Raw genomic sequence first — 18,383 nt, forward strand, 5'->3', positions numbered from 1 at the left:
TCCGGGTGCGCTGGCGGGGCATAATCCCCTGCGTGTTCAGCGTCGTGACGTATCAGGTATTGCCAGAAGTGTGCCAGGTGCTAAGAAATGAAAAATAAAAAATTTAATTCATTGATATTTAATCATTTTAATTTTTACGCACTTTGATCGCTTGCTGGTAACACCACGCGTTTTTTATATTTAGTTATCGTTGTTTATCTTTAAGGATAAAAATGCAAAAGCGCAGAGTGGTAATTGGCGTACTGGGAACGGTGTTGGATAAACGCGGCAAGCGATCACATCGTTTTCGCAAATGGCGACCAACCGTTGGGTTATGCCAGCAGCCGGATTTTCCGGTTGATCGACTGGAGCTGCTCCACCAGCCGCGCGACGAAGGCATGGCTCAACAACTGGCGGAAGATATCGCGCTCCTTTCACCGCAAACCACTGTGCGCCCTCATACGGTGAATATTCGCGATCCCTGGGATTTTGAAGAGGTGTACGCCGCGTTTCTGGATTTCGCCAGCCACTACGATTTCGATACGGAAAATGAAGAGTATCTGGTGCATATCACCACCGGCACGCACGTGGCGCAGATCTGCTGGTTTTTGCTGACGGAGGCCCGCTACCTGCCCGCCAGCCTGCTGCAAACCAGCCCGGCACCGAAAGGGGCTTCTGAGGAGGATGTTGCCTCCGGCGTTTACTCGGTTATCGATCTCGATTTAAGCCGCTATGCGACCTTAACCAGCCGCTTTCAACGCGAACAACAACAGTCGGTCTCGCTGCTGAAAGCCGGTATCGATACACGCAATACAACGTTTAATAAGCTCATCGATCAAATTGAACGGGTAGCCTTGCGCTCAACGGCCCCCATTCTTCTCACCGGGCCTACCGGCGCCGGTAAATCCTTTCTGGCAAAACGTATTTATCAGTTGCGCCAGTCGCGCCACCGCGTCGCGGGCAAACTTGTCGCCGTTAACTGCGCCACACTGCGCGGCGATAACGCCATGTCGACCTTGTTTGGTCATGTCAAAGGGGCTTTTACCGGCGCGCTAACGCCGCGAATGGGGCTGCTGCGCGAAGCCGATGGTGGTGTGCTGTTTCTGGATGAAATCGCTGAACTGGGTCTGGATGAGCAGGCCATGCTACTGAAAGCCATTGAAGAAAAAACGTTCTTCCCTTTTGGCTCAGATAAAGAGGTTCACAGTGATTTCCAGCTTATCGCCGGAACGCACCGCGATATGCGCCAGTGGGTGATGGAAGGAAAATTCCGTGAAGATCTTTACGCGCGTATCAATATGTGGACTTTTGCTCTGCCGGGGCTTGCAGAACGGCGGGAAGATATCGCGCCGAATATTGAATTCGAACTCCAGCGCTTTAGCAGCGAAGCCCAGACGCACATCCGTTTCGACAAAGACGCACGCGAACGTTATCTGGCATTTGCCTGTTCCGGGCAGGCGCAGTGGCGCGGCAACTTTCGTGAGCTGAGTTCCTCGATTGCCCGTATGGCGACGCTGGCCGAACAGGGGCGCATTACCCTTTCTATCGCCGACGAAGAAATCAGCCGTTTGCAGCACGCCTGGCAGACGCCTTCCGCGCTTCCCCCTTTAGCAGAGGAGGTCGATCTGTTTGATCAACGCCAGTTAGAAACCGTACTGGAGGTTTGTCGTCGTCACCACTCTCTTTCCGATGCCGGACGCGAATTGTTTGCCGTTTCGCGCCTGAAAAAAGCCAGGCCGAATGATGCTGACCGTCTGCGTAAATACCTCGCCCGCTTCGGTCTGAACTGGGAAAACGTCCGCCCGGCGACATGAATCCTCTTCACCTTAATTTGTTTGAATAAAATTTCCTCACGCGATAAACAATACCTATGGCCGGGCTCGAACCCGGCCTTTTTATAACGAAACACAACACAACGCGTTAAAGGAAAACACTATGCTCGCTGTACTCACCCGGCTGTTCCCGTTATGGGCGCTGCTGCTCTCTGTTATTGCCTGGTACACCCCCTCAACCTTTACCCCTGTAGGCCCGTGGGTCACTACGCTGCTGATGCTGATTATGTTCGGCATGGGCGTGCACCTGAAAATTGACGATTTCAAACGCGTGCTTTCCCGCCCGGCGCCGGTGGCGGCAGGTATTTTTCTACACTATCTGGTGATGCCGCTGGCCGCCTGGCTGCTGGCGATGCTATTCAAGATGCCGCCGGATCTCTCTGCCGGGATGGTACTGGTGGGTAGCGTAGCCAGCGGTACGGCATCCAACGTCATGATCTATCTGGCGAAGGGCGACGTAGCGCTCTCGGTGACGATATCGTCCGTCTCAACGCTGGTTGGCGTGGTGGCGACACCGCTGCTGACGCGTCTGTATGTTGATGCCCATATTCAGGTAGACGTCATGGGCATGCTGCTGAGCATTCTGCAGATTGTGGTGATTCCCATTGGCCTCGGTTTAGTGGTGCACCATCTCTTCCCACGCGTGGTGAAAGCCGTGGAGCCGTATCTTCCCGCGTTTTCGATGGTCTGTATTCTGGCGATCATCAGCGCCGTGGTGGCGGGTTCCGCCTCGTATATTGCTTCCGTGGGCATGGTGGTTATCGTCGCGGTGATTTTGCACAACAGTATCGGTCTGCTGGGTGGCTACTGGGGTGGGCGTCTGTTCGGTTTTGACGAATCCACCTGTCGCACACTGGCCATCGAAGTGGGAATGCAGAACTCTGGCCTGGCTGCCGCACTCGGTAAAATCTACTTCTCGCCGCTGGCTGCCCTGCCAGGCGCGCTGTTCTCAGTCTGGCACAACCTCTCCGGTTCGCTGCTGGCAGGTTACTGGTCCGGTAAGCCTATTTCAGATAAACCACGCGAAACAGCAAAAGAGAGCTGATAAGCCGTAGCCCGGTCGGCATGCGTCAGATCCGGGTTTCCCCGGCGGCGCTTCGCCTGCCGGGGCTACGCGTCAGTGCGATAGATGTTGTAACAAATGACAATTTACTGTGAGCACCCCACGCCTATGCCGTACACTGGTTCAACTTCCTGACCGAGGGCACCCACATGGCACTCCCCCGCATTACCCAAAAAGAGATGACCGAGCGCGAGCAGCGTGAACTGAAAACCTTGCTCGACCGCGCGCGCATTGCGCACGGGCGTGTATTGACCAACGCCGAAACCAACAGCATCAAAAAAGAGTACATCGATAAATTGATGGTTGAGCGTGAAGCAGAGGCAAAAAAAGCCCGCCAGATAAAGAAAAAGCAGGCTTACAAACCAGATGAAGCGGCCACCTTTTCCTGGTCGGCCAGTACGTCGACGCGCGGCAGGCGTTAACGCCCCTTCTTCTTGCGCCCCGGCTGGGTAAAGCGTTTACGCGAAGCCAGTTCCGCCGGGGTTTTCGCCATATTTTTCGCCCCACTGGCGGCGGGTTTCTTCGCGGTGGTCGTCGCCGTTTTCGGTTTACTCTTTGCCTTTGGCTTCGCTTCGGACGATGAATTCTCGATAAGCTTAAACAGGGCAATCAGTTCATCATCGGTCAGATCGCGCCACTCCCCGAGCGGCAGGCCAGCCAGCCCCACATTCATAATCCGGGTACGCTCAAGCTTCGTGACTTCATAGCCAAAATGTTCACACATGCGGCGAATCTGGCGATTCAGCCCCTGAATCAGGGTGATACGAAAAACAAACGGCGCCTCTTTTTTGACTTTGCATTTTTTCGTCACGGTTCCCAGAATCGGTACGCCTGCTCCCATGCCACGAATAAACTCATCGGTCACGGGTTTGTCCACCGTCACCAGATACTCTTTTTCGTGGTCATTGCCGGCACGCAAAATCTTGTTCACCAGGTCGCCGTGGTTGGTGAGGAAAATCAGCCCCTGGGAATCTTTGTCGAGACGACCAATGGGGAAAACGCGTTTGCTGTGGTTAACAAAATCAACAATGTTGTCTTTTTCACTGTCTTCCGTGGTACTGACAATGCCCACGGGTTTGTTTAACGCGATAAAGACCAGATCTTCGGCCTCTCGCGGCTCAATCAACTGACCGTTTACCTTTACGACGTCGCCAGGCTTAACCTGATCGCCAATGGTGGCACGTTTACCGTTGAGGAAAACATTGCCTTGTTCTATATAGCGATCGGCTTCGCGGCGCGAGCAAATTCCGCTTTCGCTGATGTATTTATTTAATCGGGTTGATGAGTCTGGCAGCATAAATTCTCCTGTAAAAGCGCAATATATCTTATCAGAAGGTTAAGGAAATCTGCGCTTTCTCGCATCCCGGTGCTGCTGGATAACGAATCTATCCATACGGTCAGGCGTTTTATGCCAGCGAAGCGTGGCGCGGATAAATTCATTGTCTTGTGGGCAACCACGCAACCGCTGACGTTAATACTCATCCCTTTCATCATCTTCATCCGGCTGCTCCAGCACGCTGTAAGCCACCGAACAGAACAGCGAGTTAAGGCGTTTCATATCGCCCAACAGCCCCAGGTGTAGCGAGCTGGTCTCTATACTCTGCACGTTCTGCTGATGCAACCTGTCAACATGGGCATGGGAGTAGCGACGGTTGAGGATACGAAAGCGATGTTTGCTGCGACGCAGGCGGCGCGCACTGGTGACATCGGCAGAGAAAAAGACCGACATCGCCAGTTTCAAATTGCTGACCAACTGTTCGTGTAACGTATCAAGCTCTTTCAGCCCTTCACCGGAAAAAGCCCGCCGCGCCGCCAGTGATTTATCGGCGATTTCACTGCCCATGCGCTCCACAATGTCAGAGGCCTGCTCAAGGTTAAGAGACATCTCGATAATCTCAGCCCAGCGCCGTGACTCCTCTTCCGCCAGTTCTTCTTTTGGCATACGTGCGAGGTAGAGTTTGATGGCGGTATACAGCACATTAATGTCATCGGCGAGCTTACGCAGGTCTTTTTCTTCCCTCGGCGCACCGTGCATCACTTTATGCAACCCTTCGAGCATCAGCTCCATCGCGTCGCCCATCCGTAATGTTTCGCGGGCCGCGTTCGCCAGAGCAAGCGTTGGCGTATCCAGCGCTGAACTGTCGAGATGTTTTGGTTTGAGACGCGCATCCAGCTCCGGCTCATCGCGAATCAAACGTTCACAGAAGGTCGCCATCACGCCCACAAAAGGTACCATTGCCAGGCAGCGAATCAGGTTGTAGAAGACGTGGAAGTAGATGACCAGCTCCGCTTTCGGCAGCGGCAGCTTGCCCATCACATCGGCCAGTAAGTGCACAAAGGGCAGGATCACCAGGCTCCCCACCAGCTTAAACAGCAAGCTGCCCAGCGCCACGCGGCGTGCTGCGGCGTTGGCGGCACTGTTGTTAAGCATCGCCAGCAGGCCGGAACCGAGGTTGGCGCCAATCACCAGGCAGAGCGCCACCGGAAAGGAGATGATCCCCGCCGTGGTCAGCGTGGCGGTCAGTAACACAGCCGCCAGACTGGAATAGCTGATGATAGCGAACACCGCGCCAATCAGCGCATCCAGCATGATATCGCCCGTCAGCGACGCGAAGATCACCTGCACGCCATCGGCCTGGGTAATAGGGGTTACCGCCTGAACAATCAGCTCAAGCGCCAGTAAAATCAGCCCAAGGCCAATACTGACACGCCCCAGTTGGCCTTCGCGCGTTTGTTTACGCCCCAGGAAGAAAATCACGCCAATGAAGATCAGCAACGGTGATAACCAAGAGAGATCGAAGGTGAGAACACGCGCCATCAGCGCGGTCCCCACGTCGGCCCCCAGCACGATCACCAGCGCTGGCGCGAGCGCTACGAGGTCCTGGGCAACAAACGACGTCACCAGCATGGTGGTGGCGTTACTGCTTTGCACCAGTGCGGTCACGCCAATCCCTGCGCTAAAAGCGAGGGACTTCTTTTCAATACTGCGACTCAGTACCGTGCGCAGTCGCGCGCCGAAAACGCGCATCACACCGGTACGTACGATATGCGTGCCCCACACTAACAGGGCAACAGAAGAGAGTAAGTGAAGCAAAATTAACACGTATTCTGGTTCTCCTTATCGTTGTCGATTCCTTTCGGTTTATCCTCGACCCGGTTTTACCCTGTATGTCGGGGGAAAACTCTGTCAAACAGGTCAGAGCAAGCCTCATTGAATCTAAGTATAAAGTCTTACGCGCCATAAAGAGACAGACGAACTCAACATTACGTTAACAATCCCCGCCTTCTCAGCCACAGCAGCGAACCGACCTTGAGCGTTTCGGAAAGGACAAATAAAAAAAGACCAACGAAGACGTTATCGATTCGCATAACCTGAAGGAGCAACGGAAAAAGTGCGACCGAGCAGGTGAGCGATAAAATACGCATCACCTCCTGCAACCCAATGAGCAGGAAACGTATTTTCTTTTTCACGAGAAAGGCGTATGCCGAAAAACAGAACGATAACAATAACCCTGAATGGATAAAAAAGAGGGATTGCAGAAAAATACGGTCAGCACCCCGGACTTCCATTAACGCTAGCTGAGCGTAAAAAAGCTGGATATCGGACCAGACCGGTACGTGACCCATCTTTAGGGAATAGAAAAGGTAGCTCCCGATAGCCAGCAGATCCATCGCGCCCCAGAATGTAAATATTTTATCTTTGTAACTCATGCCATTACCGCTTCCCTGTTATGCATAACGCTTTTTATCAGTATAAAGGCAAAGGCGTAATAAAGAGATAAAGAAAACGGAGTAAACTGCATTATCCATCCAGGATGGAATAATAAAATGGACAACTGCGGTAACTTTCTTATTCAGCGGCTTGTCTTTAATTATCGTTTCTTCTGTAGAAACTTTGTTAAAGAAAAAACAATGTTGTTACTCTCGCAAAAGAGAAATTATCCGCTTTATTTATAATTTAATATGCTAAATAATCTGCCATGATTTATTACGCAGTAGGGGAATTAAGATGCGTTTCAGTACTATGTCCGACAGTGAAATTATTTCTGAACTGTGCCGCAGAATTAAAGAAACGCGTATGCAGCTCGGGCTATCGCAGATTGAGCTGGCCGAGCGTGCACAAGTCGGCGCTGCAACCATTAAACGCGTTGAATTAGGCGAGTCCGTTACCCTGAGTACGCTGATTGGTATTCTGCGCGGTCTGGATCGTCTGCATCAACTGGAGTCGGTGTTATTCGATTCGCACATTCGCACCTTTAACGCGCAAATCAATGCCGCGACCCCTTCCCGTATCCGTATCCGGAAAAAAGCGCATCAGCCAAAAGAAAAATTTGCCGCCGCAGCGCAGACCAATGAAGCGAACGCCACCATTAACGAATGGTATACCTCATCGGCATCTCACAGTGTGGTGTGGTCTTTCCTGCCGCCTGACACAGAGAAAAAAGGTTAGCCCGGATAGCGCTGACGCTTATCCGGGCTATCAACTATAGCCCCGGTTAGCACAGCGCCACCGGGGAGAGAAAGGACTCAGGATTCACATACCGCGACTTTAATCGCCAGACCGCCTCGTGCGGTTTCACGGTATTTGGCGTTCATGTCTTTGCCCGTCTCAAACATCGTTTCGATGACTTTATCCAGTGAGACCTTCGGATCGCTGGTGCGGTACATCGCCATGCTGGCCGAGTTAATCGCCTTCACGGCCGCAATCGCGTTGCGCTCAATACACGGCACCTGAACCTGACCGGCCACCGGATCGCAGGTCAGCCCAAGGTTATGCTCCATACCGATTTCCGCCGCGATGCACACTTTCTCCGGGCTACCGCCCAGCAGTTCCGCCAGCCCGGCAGAAGCCATAGAGCAGGCGACCCCCACTTCACCCTGGCAGCCGACTTCCGCTCCGGAAATCGACGCATTCATCTTATACAGAATGCCAATCGCGCCCGCCGTCAGGTAGTAGCGCATATAGATTTCCGGCGTCACCGCTTTGATAAAGCGATCATAATAGGCCAGTACTGCCGGGATGATACCGCAGGCACCGTTGGTCGGCGCGGTAACCACTCGCCCGCCCGCCGCGTTCTCTTCGCCGACGGCCATGGCGAACATATTGACCCAGTCCATTGCGCTTAACGGCGTAATGGACTGGCTTTGCGGCGCCAGTACGCGATGCAGCGCAGAGGCCCGACGCGGTACTTTCAGCGGGCCAGGCAAAATGCCTTCCGTGTTCATACCACGGTTGATGGCGTTTCTCATGGTCTCCCAGATTTTCGCCATATTTTGCTCAACGTTCTCCCTGCCGTGGCGAGCGATCTCATTTTTCATCATCACCGCAGAGATCGACAGGCAGTTGTCATGGCAATGTGCCAGCAGGTTGCGAGCAGAATAGAACGGGAACGGAATATCGACATCCGCGTCCTGATTCTTACCAAAGTTTTCTTCCGTGACGATAAAACCGCCACCGATCGAATAATAGGTCTGAAAGTGGACAATTTTGCCATCGCAAAACGCCGTAATGCTCATGCCGTTTTCATGCAGCGGCAGAAACTCATTGTGAAAACGCATGCATTCCGCCACCGGGAACTCAATTTCCCGCTGACCTTCTTCAATAAACAGACGATGCATGGTGTTTACATCGCGAATAATTCCGGGAATGGCATCGATATCGACGGTATCCGGTAAATAGCCGGACAACCCAAGAATGATCGCGATATCGGTGTGGTGGCCTTTACCTGTTAATGACAGGGAACCGTACACATCCACCACCAGACGAGTCACTTTATGCAGCAGGCCTTTTTCCTGCAGGGTATCAACAAAATGTTTTCCTGCTTTCATCGGCCCAACAGTGTGTGAGCTGGACGGCCCGATGCTGATTTTGAAAATATCGAAAACGCTAATCATGTGGCACCCATGCGGTTACAAAGCAAAACGGATGCGCCGCCTGTAACAGGCGGCGCTGAAAACTTAGCTGAACAGAGAGAAGAAGATGGCGGAGATAGCAATCAGACCCATCAGCACCACAAACGCATTGCTGATGTGACCGCTGTACTTGCGCATAGCCGGTACTTTGTTGATGGCATACATCGGCATCAGGAACAGAATCATCGCGATAACCGGGCCACCCAGCGTTTCAATCATGCCCAGGATGCTCGGGTTCAGGGTCGCAACAATCCAGGTCGTCACCAGCATAAACAGCGCGGTGATTTTGTTCAGTTTGTTGATTTCGATGGATTTACCTTTGCCGCGCAGAGACTTAATCACCATGCCGTTGAAACCTTCACGCGCACCGAGGTAGTGGCCGAGGAAAGATTTGGTAATGGCGATCATGGCGATAATCGGCGCCATCCAGGCAATCACCGGCGCGTTAAAGTGGTTCGCCAGATAGGAGAGAATAGAGATGTTTTGTGCTTTCGCTTCCGCCAGGTTTTCCGGGGAGAGGCTCAGTACACAACTGAACACAAAGAACATCACGGTCAGCACCATCATGATATGTGCAAAGCCCAGAATACGGGAACATTTGCGCTCGGCATCCTGGCCGTACTCTTCACGTTTAGCGACCGCGAAAGAGGAGATAATCGGCGAGTGGTTGAATGAGAAAACCATTACCGGAATAGCCAGCCACAGCGTCATCCACAGACCGTGACCACCTGGCGCAGCGCTGCTCAGGGAAAGTGTATCGAGGACCGCACCGTTCCATTGTGGGATCAAATACAGCGCCAGCATCATCAGCGCGGCAACGAACGGGAACACCAGCACGCTCATCGCTTTAACAATCATTTTTTCGCCAAAACGGACAATACCCATCATGCCGATAATCAGAATCAGCGACAAAATGGCGCGCGGCGGAGACACCAGACCAAGCTGGTGAGTAATAAAGCTGTCGACCGTGTTAGTAATTGCAACACTATAAACCAGCAGAATTGGATAAATAGCGAAGAAATAAAGCAGCGTAATGAGTTTACCGGCGCCGATACCAAAATGTTCTTCAACCACTTCGGTAATATCTTCACCCGGATTTTTACCCGACAGAACGAAACGGGTTAAACCACTGTGGGCGAAAAAGGTCATCGGGAATGCGAGAATTGCCATGATGATTAACGGAATTAAACCACCAACCCCGGCGTTAATCGGCAGGAAAAGGACCCCTGCGCCAATCGCAGTACCGTACAGGCCCAGCATCCAGACGGTATCACTTTTTCTCCAGCCGCTGCTTTCGCGAGCGACGAGGGTATTTTGAACGGTTTCCATAATATGGCCTCAGTAATATAGATTAGAGCCATTTTTATTTGGCTCTGATTCAGGTAATAAAAGCGCTGTGTTTATTTGGCTATTTTATTAAATGCAACTATGCTGAGTTACTAACAGCGATCACATAACCTGATTTATTGAGGGACTTTTAAAGTATCAAAAATAACACCGGGGTTTTAATATATTTTTAAGGTATCATTTTTAATACGTTATTAATTACGGCGCGGATTAACACTTTATATAGTTATATATACTAAGGCTGCTAATGACAATTATAATTGTCATACGATTAATAAAAATATTTACCCTACTGTTATCTAAAGATACTGAGTAATGAAAAACGGGCCTGCAGGATAGTTCCGGGAATGAAAGAACGTTCAGAACCAGGCCCGGTTGGCGTCATCGGCGCAGAGCGTTGAACGCGGACAGCGCGCAAAAACCGGAACGTACACGGAGTACGTGAAGGTTTTGAGCACTGCCCAGGTTCAAACAGGCAAGCAAGATAGCCTCATTCGCCTGATGTTTAGTCCGCGTCATAGCCCAGATTCGGCGCCAGCCAGCGTTCCACTTCCGCCACGCTCATTCCCTTACGCAATGCGTAGTCCGCCACCTGGTCGCGCTGAATCTGCGCCACGGCGAAATACTTGCTGTCAGGGTGGCTAAAGTACCAGCCGGAGACCGAGGCGCCCGGCCACATGGCGAAGGACTCCGTCAGTTTCATACCGGTGTGGGTTTCCACATCCAGTAGCTGCCAGATCGTGCCTTTTTCCGTATGCTCCGGGCAGGCCGGGTATCCCGGTGCCGGGCGGATCCCCTGGTAATTTTCGCGGATCAGCTCTTCGTTACTGAGGTTCTCGTTGGCCGCATAGCCCCAATAGACCTTACGTACGCGCTCATGCAGATATTCGGCGAAGGCTTCCGCCAGACGGTCTGCCACGGCTTTTATCATGATTTTGTTGTAATCATCATGCTGCGCGTCGTACGCCTCTGCCAGCGCGTCTTCCTCAAGACCACCGGTAACGGCAAACGCGCCGATGTAATCTTCTTTGCCGCTCAACTTCGGCGCGACAAAATCGGCCAGACAGTAGTTAGCGAAACCCACTTTCTCGGTTTGCTGACGCAGATGACGGCTTACCGCGAGCACCTGGGTGCGGGTTTCATCGCGATAGATCTCAACATCGTCGCCTACGCGGTTCGCCGGGAACAAACCCACCACACCACGTGGGTTCAGGCTCTTCTCACGGCTTAACATATCCAGCATATCGTTGGCGTCCTGGAACAGGCGCTTAGCCTCTTCCCCGACGATTTCATCTTCGAGAATGCGCGGATACTTGCCGGCCAACGACCAGGTCATAAAGAACGGCGTCCAGTCGATGTAGTTACGCAGGGTTTCGATGCTGGCTTCCACTTCCTGTACGCCCAGGCGATGGGCCACCGGCGGGGTGTAGCTCTCCCAGTCGAAGGCCAGATCGTTTTCACGGGCGGCCTCCAGCGTCACGGGTGGTGTACGTGGCTTCTTACGGCCATGCTGAATACGCACGGTTTCGTACTCTTTACGGGTGCGGGCCACAAACTCATCGCGCTGGCTATCAGACAGCAGCGAGGCCACCACACCTACGGTGCGCGAGGCGTTTTGCACATAGACCGTCGGGCCGCTGTAGTTCTGCTCGATTTTCACCGCCGTATGCGCTTTTGAGGTGGTTGCGCCGCCAATCAGCAGCGGGATGGTAAAGCCCTGGCGCTCCATTTCTTTCGCTACGTTGACCATTTCATCCAGCGACGGGGTGATAAGGCCAGACAGGCCAATCAGGTCGGCGTTCACTTCACGGGCAGTTTTGAGAATTTTGTCCGTCGGCACCATCACGCCAAGATCGACGATTTCGTAGTTGTTACACTGCAATACCACGCCGACAATATTTTTGCCGATGTCGTGGACGTCGCCTTTCACGGTGGCGATGACCATTTTGCCGTTGCTGGAGCCCTTCTCTTTGCTGGCTTCGATAAACGGCTCAAGGTAGGCCACCGCCTGTTTCATCACACGGGCGGATTTCACCACCTGCGGCAGGAACATTTTGCCTTCGCCGAACAGGTCGCCGACCACGTTCATGCCATCCATCAGCGGCCCTTCAATCACCTCAATCGGGCGAGCAGCCTGCTGGCGGGCCTCTTCGGTGTCCTGTTCGATAAACTCAGTAATACCTTTAACCAGCGAATATTCCAGACGCTTTTTCACGTCCCAGCTCCGCCATTCCGCCTGCTGGGCGTTGGCGGTATCGTCGGTTTTGCTGCCACGGTATTTTTCTGCCAGATCCAGCAAGCGTTCTGTGCTGTCATCGCGGCGGTTCAGAATCACATCTTCCACCGCATCACGCAGTTCTGCCGGCAGGTCGTCGTAAATCGCCAGTTGCCCGGCGTTGACGATCCCCATATCCATGCCATTACGGATAGCGTAATAGAGGAAGACCGCGTGGATCGCCTCACGTACCGGGTCATTACCGCGAAACGAGAACGAGACGTTGGAGACGCCGCCGGAGATCAGCGCATGGGGTAGTTCGCGTTTGATGTCTTCGCAGGCGCCGATAAAGTCCTGCGCATAGTTGTTGTGCTCTTCGATCCCGGTGGCGACCGCAAAGATATTCGGGTCGAAAATAATGTCTTCCGGCGGGAAGCCCACTTCGTTGGTCAGGATGTTGTACGCCCGGCGGCAAATTTCGATTTTGCGCTCGCGGGTATCCGCCTGCCCTACTTCATCAAAGGCCATCACCACCACGGCGGCACCGTAACGGCGTACCTTTTTCGCATGATGGATAAACGCGTCAACGCCCTCTTTCATTGAGATGGAGTTAACGATGCCTTTACCCTGAATGCATTTCAGCCCTTTCTCGATCACCTCCCATTTTGAGGAGTCGATCATAATCGGTACGCGGGCGATGTCCGGTTCACCGGCAATCAGGTTGAGGAAACGCACCATCGCCGCTTCGGCGTCGAGCATCCCCTCATCCATATTGATATCGATGATTTGCGCGCCGCTTTCCACCTGCTGACGCGCCACGTCCAGCGCTTCGTTGTACTTCTCTTCTTTGATCAGGCGTTTAAATTTCGCCGAACCGGTGACGTTGGTGCGTTCACCCACGTTCACAAACAGGCTGTCATCGCCAATATTCAGCGGCTCCAGGCCCGCCAGACGGCAGGCGACGGGAATGTCCGGCAGTTTGCGCGGTGGCAGACCGGCGACGGCATCGCTCATCGCTTTAATGTGTTCCGGCGTGGTGCCGCAACACCCGCCGACCACGTTCAGGAAGCCGGACTCTGCCCATTCGCGAATTTGTGCCGCCATGGTGTCGGCGTCGAGATCGTATTCGCCAAAGGCGTTTGGCAACCCGGCGTTCGGGTGCGCGGTCACGTAGCATTCGGCAATGCGCGAGAGTTCCTGCACATACTGGCGCAATTCATCTGGCCCCAGTGCGCAGTTCAGGCCGAAGGTGAGCGCATCGGCGTGGCGCAATGAGTTATAGAAGGCTTCAGTGGTTTGCCCGGAAAGCGTACGCCCGGAAGCATCGGTAATGGTGCCAGAAATCATGATCGGCAGGTCGACGCCCAGCGCCTCCAGCTCTTCTTTCACCGCGAAAATGGCGGCTTTGGCGTTCAGGGTGTCGAACACCGTTTCGATCAGGATCAGGTCGCTACCCCCTTCCACCAGCGCTTTGGTCGACTCGCGATAGGCGGTCACCAGTTGGTCGAAAGTGATATTACGAAACGCGGGATCGTTAACGTCCGGCGAGATAGAGGCTGTCCGGTTGGTTGGGCCAAGAACACCGGCAACATAACGCGGTTTGTCCGGCGTGCGGGCAGTCCATTCATCGGCACACGCGCGGGCGAGTTTGGCCGCCGCAAAGTTGATCTCCGCCGACAGGGATTCCATCTGGTAATCCGCCATCGCGATAGTGGTGGAGTTAAAGGTGTTGGTCTCAATGATATCCGCACCCGCTTCAAAATAGGCGGAATGGATAGCGGCAATCACCTCTGGCTTTGTAATCACCAGCAGATCATTGTTACCCTTGAGGTCGCAGGGCCAGTCGGCGAATCGCTCGCCGCGGAAATCCTGCTCACTGAGACGCTGATTCTGGATCATGGTGCCCATGCCCCCGTCCAGAACCAAAATTCGTTCTTTTAACTGCTGCTGCAGTTGCTCAACTTTGCTGCTCACACGTGCTCCCGACAACGCTCAACCAGGCCAAAAGGCCAGCAGGACATACTGGCACAAACTGACAGAGCGGAAAAGGCGCACAGGGGGAACATGAGAGATGTTCATTTGAACTCATCCGATCAGTCCGCGTCAGAGTTGCATTATAATTAAATAAAACGAAAATGATTTCCACGATACAGAAAAGGAGTCAGCCATGGTCGCCACTGTTCCCGCTAAACGCGGCAGAAAACCCGCCGCCCCCGCCGCTCAGGCTACCGGGCAAGTCCAGTCTCTGACGCGTGGACTCAAACTGCTTGAGTCAATTGCCGAATCCCATGGTAGCGTTGCGCTCACCGAGCTGGCGCAACAGGCCGGCCTGCCCAATTCCACAACCCACCGTCTGCTCACCACCATGCAACAGCTTGGCTTTGTGCGCCAGGTCGGTGAATTAGGCCACTGGTCCGTTGGCGCCCACGCGTTTATCGTCGGCAGCAGTTTTTTGCAAAGCCGCAACCTGATGGCGATTGTCCATCCGATCCTGCGCAAGCTGATGGAAGATTCCGGCGAGACGGTCAACCTTGCGGTACTCGACCAGAGCGACCATCAGGCCATAATTATAGACCAGGTACAGTGTACCCAACTGATGCGCATGTCCGCGCCGATTGGCGGGAAGCTGCCGATGCACGCTTCCGGCGCGGGTAAGGCGTTCCTCGCCTATTTGAATGATGACCAGGTCTCCGGCCTGCTGCATCGCAAAGGGCTGCATGCCTATACCCATGCCACGCTGGTATCACCAGTGCACCTGAAAGAGGATCTGGCCCAGACGCGTAAGCGCGGTTACTCCTTTGATGACGAAGAACATGCGCTTGGCCTGCGCTGCGTCGCTGCCTGCATTTATGATGAACACGGTGTGCCGTTTGCCGCGATCTCTATTTCCGGCCCCATTTCCCGTATCACCGATGACCGGGTGACTGAGCTGGGTGCGCTGGCGATCAAAGGGGCCAAAGAGGTGACGGTCGCCTGGGGCGGGATGCGTCAAAATGGCTGACCTCAAATCATATTGGCAGGATAAATACCCTTCGGCTTTCTGCTGGTCGTTCGGCGATTCACCGGAACTGGCCGACGAGCTGGCAGCCCTGGTCATCGCGGGGAAAAAGCGCGGTACCTGCTGCTCACTTGCCAGCTACAGGCAAGAACAACCCCCCGTCACGCCAGGGGCCTATCACATTGTACTGGACGGCCGGGGCAAAGCCGTATGCGTGATACGCACTCTGACGCTCAGGCTGATCCGGTTTAATGAAATGAGTCCGGAACTCGCCGCGCTGGAAGGCGAAGGTGATTTGAGCCTGGCTTACTGGCAATCGGCGCATCAGGCGTTCTTTGAACGTGAAGGCACCTGGACACCTGATATGGAGCTAATTTTTGAGGAGTTTGCCGTCGTTGAAAGGGCGAATTGAAAGCGGCCCGTAACCTGTTTAACGACCTGAGATTTAGAGAGAGTTCTGCGGATCCTGCTTTTCATGCAGCACTGCCAAAACGATAATCCCTGTTGAGACTTCACGGTAATAAATAATGTGACTTTCGACAGGGAAGCTACGCACTCCCGGAAAGAGATCGTTGCTGCGGTCACGACCAGGGGAAGGATGTTTATTCAGAATATCCGTCATCGTAACGCGCAATACAGAAGCATATGCCTGCGCGACTTTCCTACCCCACCGATGTGTAGAATAAACACCAATCGCGTGAATATGCTCTTTCGCCTTTGTCGTAAACCTGACGCTCATCCCTTCGCTATGCCCTTAAATATCTTTGGTTTTATCTGTTTCCAACGGGCCGAACACCTCCTCAACGCTATGCAATTCACCGGCATCCGCCTGAGCCATTGATTCAGCAAGAACAGCTTTCAGTCTTTGTAACTTCAATTGCGTATATTGATCATATTCCTCAGGAGAAATGACCACTGCCACTCGTTTACCGTGCTTACTGATTTCCACAGGTTCACTCTGGGCCTTCATCAGCAAATCCCCAAATTGATTCTTTGCTTGTTGCGCAGGCATGACGTACATACATCCTCCTTTTTAGCCAAAATGGCTTGAATGGCCAGTATGGACATATTAGAAAGAAGAGACGCATATCACCAGAGAATTCCTCCGCCAGACTTAGCGCAATGCTATCTGTACGCCCGCAATATGATGCAAGAGTACTGCGGCAATAAAAGTCATACAAACAGACAGCGTCATGACTGGAAAGCCGCTCGCAATAAAGCGCTTTCAGATGTGCCGTAGCGCACGCAAAAGCGCTGGCGGCGACGGTAGGCGTAAACGTCTTCCACATGACCGTTTTTGATGCGTGCTTGCAGGCCTCGCCAGTAGTCGGCGCGCAGCAGATCGGCGTGCATCTCTTCAAATAGCGGTCCAATGCGCGGGTCGGCGCACAACCAGTGGCGAAACTCCTCCGGGAAAACATCGCCCGGCGAGACGCTATACCAGGGCTCGGCACTCAGTTCATCTTCCGGGTAACGCGGCGGCGGAATATCACGGAAGTTGACCTCCGTCATATAACAGATCTCGTCATAATCGTAGAACACTACGCGCCCGTGACGGGTGACGCCAAAGTTTTTAAACAGCATATCGCCGGGAAAAATATTCGCCGCAGCAAGCTGGCGGATGGCATTCCCGTACTCTTCCACCGCATCGCGCAACTGCGAACTATGTACCCGCTCGAACCAGAGATTAAGCGGCACCATGCGGCGCTCAATATAGAGATGACTGATGGAGATGCGATCCCCAAGGTCGGTGATTTTCTGCGGCGCCTCCTGGAGCAATAGCGCCATTAACGCCGGGTCAATCTGGCGCTTTTCCAGAACGAAGTGTTCAAACTCTTGTGTATCCGCCATACGTCCGACGCGATCATGTTCCTTCACCAGTTGATAGCAGGCGCGCACATGCGCCGCGCTCATCTCTTTTTGCGGCGGGAATTTATCTTTGATGACCTTAAAGACCCTGTCGAAGCCCGGCAGCGTGAAGACCAGCATCACCATGCCGCGAATGCCCGGCGCCTCAACAAACTGCTCGTCCGAAGCATAAATATAATTCAGGTATTCGCGATAGCTTTCCGTTTTACCGTGCTTCTGGCAGCCAATAGCCATGTAGAGTTCAGCGGTGGTTTTACCCGGCAGAATCTCCCTTAACCACTCGATGGTGGCTGCGGGTAACGGGGCATATACCATAAAATAGGAGCGGGCGAAGCCGAACACGATACTGGCCTCCGAGTGCGAGGTCAGACAGGTATCGACAAACAGCTCGCCTTCTTCTGTACGATGAATCGGTAGCAGGAAGGGAAGCGTGCCCGCAGGGGTGATCAATTTGCCCACTAACCACGCCGCTTTATTACGGTAAAACAGCTCGTTTGCGACCTGCAAATGGGACTGACGCAATGTATCGGCGCCAAACGTCTCTGTCAGGTGAGTAATGATATAACCGACATCGCGCGCTTTATCCTGCCAGGGCAGACGCAGCGGCAGATCGGTTAATACCTTGGTTAACAGGGATTCCCAGCCACGCTCAGGCCAAAAGTCCTTCGCCAGCGGGCGCGGAATGGTGCGAAAGCGCCGTTCCGGCTGAGAACTGAAAATAAACAGACGCTCGGGGCTAAGCGAGCGGTGATCGAACAGGCGGCAGTAGACGGAGTTAAAAAAACTCTCAGCAATTTCGAAGCGCGGGTAGTCCGGTAACAGGTGGGTGTAATGCTCTTTCACCCGTAGCAGAAATTCGGCATCAGGCTGCTGACTGTCGGTGATGCAGCGTAGCTGCTCCACAACCAGCCCAACGTGGTGATCGTAAAGATGGATGCGCTGCTTCATCGCCTGCTGAACGGCGTGCCAGTCCGCCAGTTCGAAACGCTGTTGCGCGCCGGCAGTCACTTCCAGAAAGCGCCCGTATTGCGCATCAAAACCTTGCAGAATGGTTTGTGCAATCAGTAATTCCAGGCCACGTGACATCACATCTTTCCCCTCACCCCGGCCTCTCCCTCCAGGGAGAGGGGAGAAAACATTATCCAGCCAACCCCGAAAACTGCACGG

15 protein-coding genes are annotated in these 18,383 nt (G+C 53.5%); 6 read left to right on the top strand and 9 right to left on the bottom strand.

Translation table 11 applies throughout. The features are described 5' to 3' along the window. The first annotated feature begins 212 nt into the window (after nt 1-212). The 3 genes from rtcR to C5523_RS25485 all read left to right on the top strand — a co-directional run bounded on the left by rtcR (nt 213) and on the right by C5523_RS25485 (nt 3,296). Nucleotides 213-1,793: an RNA repair transcriptional activator RtcR gene (gene rtcR / locus C5523_RS25475; protein ID WP_079498801.1), complete on the top strand. Its 1,581-nt coding sequence runs from the start codon at nt 213-215 to the stop codon at nt 1,791-1,793. A 121-nt stretch (nt 1,794-1,914) separates the two neighbouring features. Beyond that, on the top strand, nt 1,915-2,856 hold the full coding sequence (gene panS / locus C5523_RS25480) for a ketopantoate/pantoate/pantothenate transporter PanS (RefSeq protein ID WP_108702200.1): 942 nt from the start codon (nt 1,915-1,917) through the stop codon (nt 2,854-2,856). A 167-nt stretch (nt 2,857-3,023) separates the two neighbouring features. Beyond that, nucleotides 3,024-3,296 (top strand): DUF3811 domain-containing protein, encoded by a 273-nt coding sequence (locus C5523_RS25485; protein WP_071194375.1) that lies wholly within the window; start codon nt 3,024-3,026, stop codon nt 3,294-3,296. Here the strand turns inward: C5523_RS25485 and rluF are convergent. The 3 genes from rluF to C5523_RS25500 form a co-directional block, all read right to left on the bottom strand. Beyond that, nucleotides 3,293-4,171: a 23S rRNA pseudouridine(2604) synthase RluF gene (gene rluF, locus C5523_RS25490; RefSeq protein ID WP_039076775.1), complete on the bottom strand. Its 879-nt coding sequence runs from the start codon at nt 4,169-4,171 to the stop codon at nt 3,293-3,295. The two genes, C5523_RS25485 and rluF, sit on opposite strands and share 4 nt — an antisense overlap. A gap of 174 nt (nt 4,172-4,345) precedes the next feature. Further along, the gene (locus C5523_RS25495) at nt 4,346-5,977 is read right to left on the bottom strand and encodes a Na/Pi cotransporter family protein (protein ID WP_039076774.1); all 1,632 of its coding nucleotides are present in this window, start codon (nt 5,975-5,977) and stop codon (nt 4,346-4,348) included. Nucleotides 5,978-6,138: 161 nt separating this feature from the next. Further along, the gene (locus C5523_RS25500) at nt 6,139-6,546 is read right to left on the bottom strand and encodes a hypothetical protein (protein WP_146158956.1); all 408 of its coding nucleotides are present in this window, start codon (nt 6,544-6,546) and stop codon (nt 6,139-6,141) included. Between the two features lie 337 nt (nt 6,547-6,883). Here C5523_RS25500 and C5523_RS25505 point away from each other — a divergent pair, with 337 nt between their 5' ends. Beyond that, on the top strand, nt 6,884-7,324 hold the full coding sequence (locus C5523_RS25505) for a helix-turn-helix domain-containing protein (protein WP_071194377.1): 441 nt from the start codon (nt 6,884-6,886) through the stop codon (nt 7,322-7,324). Between the two features lie 77 nt (nt 7,325-7,401). Here the strand turns inward: C5523_RS25505 and C5523_RS25510 are convergent, their stop codons facing one another. From C5523_RS25510 to metH, 3 genes are all read right to left on the bottom strand, one after another. Beyond that, on the bottom strand, nt 7,402-8,769 hold the full coding sequence (locus C5523_RS25510) for an L-serine ammonia-lyase (protein WP_039076771.1): 1,368 nt from the start codon (nt 8,767-8,769) through the stop codon (nt 7,402-7,404). Between the two features lie 63 nt (nt 8,770-8,832). Further along, nucleotides 8,833-10,116: an HAAAP family serine/threonine permease gene (locus C5523_RS25515; protein ID WP_108702201.1), complete on the bottom strand. Its 1,284-nt coding sequence runs from the start codon at nt 10,114-10,116 to the stop codon at nt 8,833-8,835. A gap of 523 nt (nt 10,117-10,639) precedes the next feature. Next, nucleotides 10,640-14,323: a methionine synthase gene (metH, locus tag C5523_RS25520; protein WP_039076769.1), complete on the bottom strand. Its 3,684-nt coding sequence runs from the start codon at nt 14,321-14,323 to the stop codon at nt 10,640-10,642. Between the two features lie 193 nt (nt 14,324-14,516). Here metH and iclR point away from each other — a divergent pair, with 193 nt between their 5' ends. Next, nucleotides 14,517-15,350, top strand: coding sequence for a glyoxylate bypass operon transcriptional repressor IclR (gene iclR, locus C5523_RS25530; RefSeq protein ID WP_039076768.1), 834 nt, complete (start codon nt 14,517-14,519; stop codon nt 15,348-15,350). Beyond that, the gene (locus tag C5523_RS25535) at nt 15,343-15,759 is read left to right on the top strand and encodes an ASCH domain-containing protein (RefSeq protein ID WP_079498813.1); all 417 of its coding nucleotides are present in this window, start codon (nt 15,343-15,345) and stop codon (nt 15,757-15,759) included. The genes iclR and C5523_RS25535 overlap by 8 nt, the downstream gene beginning before the upstream one ends. Nucleotides 15,760-15,792: 33 nt before the next feature. Here C5523_RS25535 and C5523_RS25540 read toward each other — a convergent pair whose 3' ends face one another. From C5523_RS25540 to aceK, 3 genes are all read right to left on the bottom strand, one after another. Beyond that, nucleotides 15,793-16,086: a type II toxin-antitoxin system RelE/ParE family toxin gene (locus tag C5523_RS25540; RefSeq protein ID WP_108702202.1), complete on the bottom strand. Its 294-nt coding sequence runs from the start codon at nt 16,084-16,086 to the stop codon at nt 15,793-15,795. Between the two features lie 15 nt (nt 16,087-16,101). Then, nucleotides 16,102-16,368 (bottom strand): type II toxin-antitoxin system Phd/YefM family antitoxin, encoded by a 267-nt coding sequence (locus tag C5523_RS25545; RefSeq protein ID WP_079498817.1) that lies wholly within the window; start codon nt 16,366-16,368, stop codon nt 16,102-16,104. A gap of 170 nt (nt 16,369-16,538) precedes the next feature. Continuing rightward, nucleotides 16,539-18,302, bottom strand: coding sequence for a bifunctional isocitrate dehydrogenase kinase/phosphatase (gene aceK, locus C5523_RS25550; RefSeq protein ID WP_108702203.1), 1,764 nt, complete (start codon nt 18,300-18,302; stop codon nt 16,539-16,541). Nucleotides 18,303-18,383 lie beyond the last annotated feature (81 nt).

The organism is Phytobacter sp. SCO41 (genome assembly GCF_003073275.1).
GTDB classification, from domain to species: Bacteria; Pseudomonadota; Gammaproteobacteria; order Enterobacterales; family Enterobacteriaceae; genus Phytobacter; species Phytobacter diazotrophicus.